6 protein-coding genes are annotated in these 7044 nt (G+C 69.7%); 1 reads left to right on the plus strand and 5 read right to left on the minus strand.

Annotated elements, in window-relative coordinates; genetic code table 11:
• Nucleotides 1-417: 417 nt before the first annotated feature.
• The 4 genes from JWP28_RS18520 to JWP28_RS18535 all read right to left on the minus strand — a co-directional run bounded on the left by JWP28_RS18520 (nucleotide 418) and on the right by JWP28_RS18535 (nucleotide 4994).
• Nucleotides 418-945 (minus strand): PIN domain-containing protein, encoded by a 528-nt coding sequence (locus JWP28_RS18520; protein WP_299545259.1) that lies wholly within the window; start codon nucleotides 943-945, stop codon nucleotides 418-420.
• A 12-nt stretch (nucleotides 946-957) separates the two neighbouring features.
• Nucleotides 958-1239 (minus strand): hypothetical protein, encoded by a 282-nt coding sequence (locus tag JWP28_RS18525; RefSeq protein WP_299545261.1) that lies wholly within the window; start codon nucleotides 1237-1239, stop codon nucleotides 958-960.
• A gap of 167 nt (nucleotides 1240-1406) precedes the next feature.
• Entirely contained in the window at nucleotides 1407-2765 is a 1359-nt protein-coding gene (locus JWP28_RS18530; protein WP_299545263.1) for an MFS transporter, read from the minus strand.
• 39 nt (nucleotides 2766-2804) lie between these two features.
• Nucleotides 2805-4994, minus strand: a complete 2190-nt coding sequence (locus JWP28_RS18535; RefSeq protein ID WP_299545265.1) for a glycoside hydrolase family 3 N-terminal domain-containing protein — start codon at nucleotides 4992-4994, stop codon at nucleotides 2805-2807.
• Nucleotides 4995-5126: 132 nt separating this feature from the next.
• Here JWP28_RS18535 and JWP28_RS18540 point away from each other — a divergent pair, with 132 nt between their 5' ends.
• A complete protein-coding gene (locus JWP28_RS18540; protein WP_299545266.1) occupies nucleotides 5127-6194 on the plus strand; it encodes an alpha/beta hydrolase in 1068 nt (355 codons plus the stop codon).
• Here the strand turns inward: JWP28_RS18540 and JWP28_RS18545 are convergent.
• Nucleotides 6195-7044: carboxylesterase family protein (locus JWP28_RS18545; RefSeq protein ID WP_299545267.1), on the minus strand; the 850-nt coding region annotated here is incomplete at its 5' end.

The following is a 7044-nucleotide window of genomic DNA, read 5'->3' on the forward strand; positions in this document are numbered from 1 at the left end:
CGAGTCCTGCTCCGGGAGCCAACCTCTGCCGTACGCCGGCGCGGCGATACGCGCCGGCGTGGATTCCTCTCTTAAAGCTCCAGCCGCTTCGCTTTTGCCGCACCCCCTCCTCCGAGGAAAGCGCAACTGGTCGAAGCCAAGGGTCAAATATTGCCGGCCCCTAGCCCTGCCTAGGTCGGCGGGGCGCCGATCGTAGATTCGGCGGCCGGATCGCAAAAATACCTACACACGGCGCCCTCTGCGGGCTTCTGGGTGGTGCTCCTGAGGACCTAAGGCGGGTCTGCGCCGGAGGCGGACTCTCACTGGGGTCACACTCCAGACATTCCGTTCGCTTTACTGGGCAGCCTGCGGTCCGCGGCGAATTTGATGCCGCATTTTTCGACATCAAGTTTCAGGACAGCCCTTTGCCTGCGGCCGCTAAGCCCCAGGTTCGTCGGCAGCCGTCCGCCAGATCCCCTCACGCAGCCAGCGTGCGGCTTCAAAAGGATGCGTCAGGATCAAGGTGTGCCCGCCTTGCCTTAGGCGGTAGGCGCGCCCCGCGTAGACAGTTTCATCCTGGCCATGGACGAAGTCCTCCAGGATTGCAGTCACCAGGATTTCGGCGCTTCCCGCCCACGCCGTTTCGAGCACATGCCGATCCTCCGTATCCTGGAGCGGAATGACGCCGACCCCGCCGAGCGTTAGGGATGGCCCCATGTGGGCATAGCCGGCGATGGCGTCTGTGAGCGCTGTAGCTTCTGTAGGATCGAATTGAAGCTGTTCAACGAGCACCAGCTTCAGACGTTCGAGCATGCCCCACGAGATCACGAGTTGCAGTGGCTCACGCCCCACCTGAGCCGACCGCGCCACCTCCACGAGGGTTTGGCACGCCGTCCCCTGTCGGCCCGCGCGATCAGCGAGGAAGGCGGCGCACCAGACATTGAGGTCGAGGCAGATCCGGGTCAACAGAACGGGCAATCAACGACGACGCGTTATCCGGGTGGCCTCGGCGAGGATATCCTCTTCAGAGGCGTCCACGGGCAAGGTAGACGGTGCGCGGTCGGCACCCGAGCGCAGGGCATCGGCGTACTGCCGGTCGAGCAGCGCCCGGCCGGCTGCCCACGCCGCCTCCTCGATCGCACGATCACCTTGCGCCTCGATCCGCCGCAGAGCATCACGCGCCGACGCCGGCAAACGCACGTACCAGCGCACAGCCGCGGAAGTGATCTGCGACGGCGTTCGGTCTTCAAGCTTGGCCATTTCGCTGACGCGCGAAGCCGTGACGTCGTCTGTGTGGGCCGAAAGCGTCGCTATGTCGGTTCTCCAGCATCTATAGATGCTATAGATAGCGGACCAACACTCAATCGACAAGGTGATCGCTTCGTCAAAGCCAGCCGCAAGCGCTTGCGAACTTCGGAATCGGGACACTAGGTCCCGGCTCGGGCCAGTTCCGCCACGATCCCTTCATGGACCCCGCGCTTGAGCGGGTTGAACAGCATGGCGACGGCGCAGATGGTCACGCCCACCAGCGGCAGCGCCACCATGATGAATTTCAGGCCGTGCAGGGTCTCCGGGGTCTGCGCCTGATTGGGGTGGTAGCCGACGCCGGCGAGCGCCAGGCCGAACAGGCCCGCGCCCAAGCCCAGGGCGACCTTCTGGAACAGCAGCGCCAAGCCAAAGACGAACGCCTCGGCCCGCACGCCGGTCTTCCATTCCCCGTACTCGATGGTGTCCGGCAGGATGGCCCAGTAGGCGAAGGAGAGGCCGACCGTGGCCACCTGCATGTAGACCAGGAAGACGTCCATCTGCCAGGCGGCGCGAAGGTCCACGAACGCGAAGACGACCAGGCCGCCTGCGTAGATGGCGCAGCTGGCGAGCCAGATCGCCCGCTTGCTGACCCGCCTGGCCACGACCATCCAGAACGGCACGATGGCCAGGCCGCTGGCGCTGGCGAGCGCCAGCGCCGTCCGCGCCCCGGCTTCGTCCTGCAAGTAGTATTTGAAGTAGTAGAGGACGGACTTCCCGAGCGCCGTCATGCAGGTGATCATGAAGCCGCCACCGACGATCAGCGTCCAGAAGGCGCGGTTCTGCAGCACGGTTCGCCAGTAGCCGCGGGACGCGCCGCCGTGGATGGCGATCGTTCCTCCGACCTGTTCCCGGGTAGTGAGGAAGACCAGGGGAAGCACCAGGGTCGCAACGCCTGCGAAGAGACAGGCGGCCACGAAGAAGCCCCGCGCCCCGTCGGGGCGTCCGGTGACCGCCTGGGCGATGGGCTGGGTGGCCAGGGCCACCACCACGGCCGCGACGGTGGAGAACAGCATCCGTGCGCCCGACAGGGTGGCCCGCTCGCGCGCGTCCTGGGTCATGCGCGCGGTCAAGGCGGCATAGGGCACGTTGACCGTGGCGTAGAGCGTCCGGAACAGCAGGTGGGCGGCCAGCACGAAGCCGACCAGCGCGGCGCCCTCGAACGGGGGGCGGTAGTAGAGCAGGCCGAACGCCAGCGCGAGCGGAACGGCGCCGAACAGGATGTAGGGCCGGTAGCCGCCCCAGCGGGTCCTGGTCCGGTCCGCGGCCGCGCCGACCATCGGGTCGATGAGGCCGTCCCAGATCGAGGCGACCATGTAGATCAGTCCGGCGGTCGCGGCGGAAAGCCCGACGGCGTCGGTGTAGTAGAACAGCAGGTAGAGCGAGATGCTCTGCCAATAGAGGTTGCAGGCGAAGTCGCCGGCCCCGAAGGCCGTGATGCGGGCCCAGCCCAATGGAGCCGGCCGTGGTGAAGTCGCCAATTCCCCGTTCCCCTCAGCTTCTTGTCTTGGCCGCGGCCGTCAGCCGACGCCGGGCGGCTCGGCGCCATGGCGATCCAGCAGGACGAAGCGGGCCGGGACGCCGGCCTGCGCATGCGGCGCGACCCAGACGTCGAAGGCTCCGGGTTCGACGATCAAGGCCCCGTCCTCGCCTGCGAATCTCAGGTCGGCTGTCTGCAGCTCGAAGGCGACGACGACCCGCGCCCCGCCCGCGATCGCCACCTTGCGGAAGTCCTTCAATTCACGGACCGGTCTGATGCGGCTCGCCGCCACGTCGCGGATGTAGAGCTGGACGACTTCCTCGATCGCCGCGCCGGCGGTCTCGACCAGCTCGCAGGAGACGCTCAGCGTCTCGCTCCAGCCAAGTTCGGCGACGCTCACTTGCGTGGGTCCATACTCGACGCGGCCGTAGCCCAGGCCGTAGCCGAAGGGGTAGAGCGGCGTGGGCTCCACGTCGATGTAGCGCGCGGTGAACGGCCCGGGCGGGTGCTGCGGCGGCCGGCCCGTCGGCTTGCGTGCGTAGTAGATCGGCGCCTGGCCCACCCGCCGGGGAAAGCTCATCGGCAGCCGTCCGCTGGGCGCGGCGCGGCCGAGCACCACGTCGGCGACGGCGGCGCCGGTCTCCGCGCCCAGGAACCAGGTGACCAGGAGCGCGTCCGAAAGCTCGGCCAGCTCCGGGATGGCCAGCGGCCGGCCGGTGCGCAGGAGGGTGACGACCGGCTTGCCCGCCTGCTTCACCGCGCGGGCCAGGTCGAGCTGGGCCGGCGGCAGGCCGATGTCGGATCGCGAGCGGGACTCCCCCGACATATGCTGGCCCTCACCGAGCGCCAGCAGCACGACGTCGGCCGAGCGCGCCGCAGCTGCGGCGTCGTCCAGGCCGCCCGCTATGGGCTCCGCGATCCCACAGCCGGGCTCGACAACCAGCGCGTCGGGACCCAGCGCGGCCAGGAAGCCTTCTTCGAGGTTCACCGACAGGCCGTTGGCCGCGAAGATCGCCCAGGCGCCGTTGAGGTGCTGGTGCTCGCGGGCGAACGGCCCGATCAGGGCGACCCTCATGCCAGCCTTCAGCGGCAACACGCCATCCGCGTTCTTCAGGAGCACCTGGCAGCGGCGGGCGGCTTCGCGGGCCAGCGCCCGCGCCGGCGCGGGATCGAATGCGCGCCCCAGCCCACGGTAAGGGTTCTCGAAGAGGCCGAGCGCCTGTTTCGCGCGCAGCACCCGCAGGACCGCACGGTCGACGGCGCCTTCCTCGACCTCGCCCGAGGCCACCAGACCCGGAAGATGGTCGGCATAGAGGCCGCTCTGCATGCACATGTCGAGGCCGGCCAGGAAGCACAGCCGCGCCGCTTCGCGCGGGCTGTCGGCCAGGCCGTGAGCGACGGTCTCGAAGTCGGAGTTGTAGTCCGAGACCACGAAGCCCTCGAAGCCCCACCGGTCGCGCAGCAGGCCGGTGAGCAGCTCGCGGTTGGCGCTGGCCGGCACGCCGTCGACGTCGTTGAACGCGGTCATGACCGCGCCCGCCCCGGCGTCCACCGCGGCGCGGTAGGGCGGCAGGTAGTGGTCGATCAGCGTCGTGCGCGAGATCTCGGCGGTGTTGTAGTCGAGGCCGGCCTCGGCCGCGCCATAGGCCGCGAAATGCTTGACCGTCGCCATCAGCCGGCGCGGGTCGGAGAGGTCGCCGCCCTGGAATCCTCGCACCCTGGCCGCCGCGAACCGGCTGGCGACCAGCACGTCCTCGCCATAGCTCTCGACCACCCTGCCCCATCGCGCGTCACGGCACAGGTCCGCGCCGGGCGCGAACGTCCAATGCAGGCCTTCGGCGGCGGCCTCCGCTGCGGCAGTCTCGGCGACGCGTTCCGCCAGCTCGGGCTCGAAGCTCGCCGCCTCGGCCAGGGGGACCGGAAAGGCGGTGCGGAAGCCGTGGATGACGTCAGCGCCGAAGATCAGGGGAATGCCAAGCCTGGATTGCTCCACCGCGATCTTCTGCAGGGACCGGACATAGTCCTCGCCGTACCCGTTGAAGACGCCCGTGACGCGTCCGGCCCGGATGTCGTCGAACCGGCTCTCGGGCGCCTTGAACGTCAGCGCCGGATTGACCGTCTCGGCGCCGGCCAGCTTGACGTCGGCCGAATAGAGGCTGAGCTGGCCCACCTTCTCCTCGAGGGTCATGCGGCTCAGCAGCTGGTCGAGAAAATGACGGTCCTTGCCCACGCCTTGTTCCTACCGGCGGCGATACACGCGCGCCATAGGCCGACGACACCACATACAAGCAGTCTTGCCTACTTGTATAATGTGCTTCACCTTGCGCTGACGGTCCCCAAGAGGCCCTGGAGGAAGACGGACATGCGGTCGCGCGTACTTGCCCTTGTCATCGGCTGCAGCTTCGCGGCGCTGGGGCCGCCGGCCCTGGCCCAAACCGCTACAGGCGCCCCCGCCCCGCTGCCGATGCGGGCCTATGTGCCGACGACGATCTCGCCCGAGGCCGCCGCGATCTACGCGGGCTACAAGGCCTTCGTCATGGCGCCGACGCCTGCCATCCCCACCACCGCCGCCGGGTTCGAGGCGCTCTACCAGGCCAATGAAAAGCGTTCGCTCAGCGTCGCCGAAACGGCCTTGAAGACCTACGGGTCCACGGCGAGCGACCGGGTCATGGGCGGGACGCCGACGGTGGAGGTGCGGCCCCGGGGCTACAAGGACGACGGCTCGGTGCTGATCTATGTGCACGGCGGGGGCTTCATCTCCGGCAGCGCGCGCTCGAACCTGCTCGGGCCGGCGATCATGGCCGACGCCACCGGGCGCCGCGTGATCTCGGTGGAATACGCCGTGGCGCCGCGGGGCCAGTTTCCACTGGTCACCGACCAGGTGGCGGCGGTCTACAAGGCGCTGCTGGCCGAGGGCGTGAAGCCCGCCCGCATCGGCATGTTCGGCGGCTCGGCCGGCGGCACGATCGTGGCGGCCACGGCGCTGAAGATCCGCGACCAGGGCCTGCCGATGCCGGCCGCCCTCCTGCTGCAATCGCCCGCCACCGACCTGACGGGGGCCGGCGACACCCGCATCACCCTGTCCGAAGCCGACCCGGCGCTGCGCCCAGGGACCGTGCAGCCCGGCATCGACGCCTATGCGCCGCCCTCCGACCAGAGGAACCCCTACGCCTCGCCGGTCTATGGCGACTTCAAGAAGGGCTATCCGCCGACGCTGATCCAAGGCGGCACCAAGGAATTCCTGCTCAGCGACTTCGTGCGGCTGCACCGGGCGATCCGCGGCGCCGGCGGCGACTCGCGGCTGGAGATCTACGAAGGCATGCCGCACGGCTTCTCCGACCTGATGGTCAACACGCCCGAAGGCCGCGAGGCCAAGGCCGAGGCGGTGGCGTTCTGGAACCAGCACCTGGCGGGCCCCAAGCGCAGATAGTCAGCGCCCGAACAGCCGCGTGAACTCCGCCTGCATGCGCACCAGCAGGATCAGCGGCGTGGTGCGCCGCTCGTGCCAGTCGAGCTGCGCCTTCAGGACGTTCGACTGCACCGAGGAGCCGGCGGGCCCGAACACCATCCAGGGGTCGCTCGCCGGGGAATAGGCCGGCCAGCGCGGCGCGCCGGCGACGTCGGGGTGGCCGGTCTTGGCGAAAGCCACCCAGCGGGCGTGCATCTCCGCGGCCAGCCGCTCGTCGCCCGGCGTCGGGACCGGCGGATCGGCCGGTTGCCGGCCCAGCGTCTGGAAGACGTAGAAGATCTCCGACCCGTGCGCAGCCCGGGCCTGGCGGCTTCGGGCGGCCTCGTCGACGTGGTCGAACCTGTAGAGGTAGGCCGGCGAGCGCGCGGACCATTTGCGCGCCACCCAGCGCGCCGGCGCCGTCCCCACGCCGTCCCGCAGCATATAGCGCAGGGCCAGCTCGTCGTCGGTCCCCGGACCGTAGAGCTCTCGCACCTTGGCGATGTCGCCGGGCTTAGCGGCCGCCTTCGCCTTCGCGAGCCCGCCGCCGTAGTCGAGCAGCGAGTCCTCGCCGCTGTTGACGCCGATCATCAGCGGCACGGCCGCCTGCCGGCCGGCGTCGATCGCGGTCGTCGGGCTCTCGGGCGACAGGCGCCGGTCGGCCGAGGCCGTGGCCCCGGCGGCTGGCCTGGCGATGGCGCGGGCCGGCAGGGCGCGCAGCTGCGCGGCCGTGGCGTGGGCCGGCGCGCCGGCGGCGACGGCGACCTTCTCGCCCTCCTGCTCTGACGCCTTCAGGCTCGGCGCCGGCGGGAACCAGCCGCCCGCCGATTCG

Origin of the sequence: Phenylobacterium sp. (genome assembly GCF_028290885.1) — a bacterium.
In the GTDB taxonomy this organism is placed as follows: Bacteria; Pseudomonadota; Alphaproteobacteria; order Caulobacterales; family Caulobacteraceae; genus Phenylobacterium.

Excerpts from the sequence above, each read along its gene's own strand:
- JWP28_RS18540 (WP_299545266.1), top strand. The coding sequence starts at position 5,127 with ATGCGGTCGCGCGTACTTGCCCTTGTCATCGGCTGCAGCTTCGCGGCG.
- JWP28_RS18525 (WP_299545261.1), bottom strand. The coding sequence starts at position 1,239 with ATGGCCAAGCTTGAAGACCGAACGCCGTCGCAGATCACTTCCGCGGCT.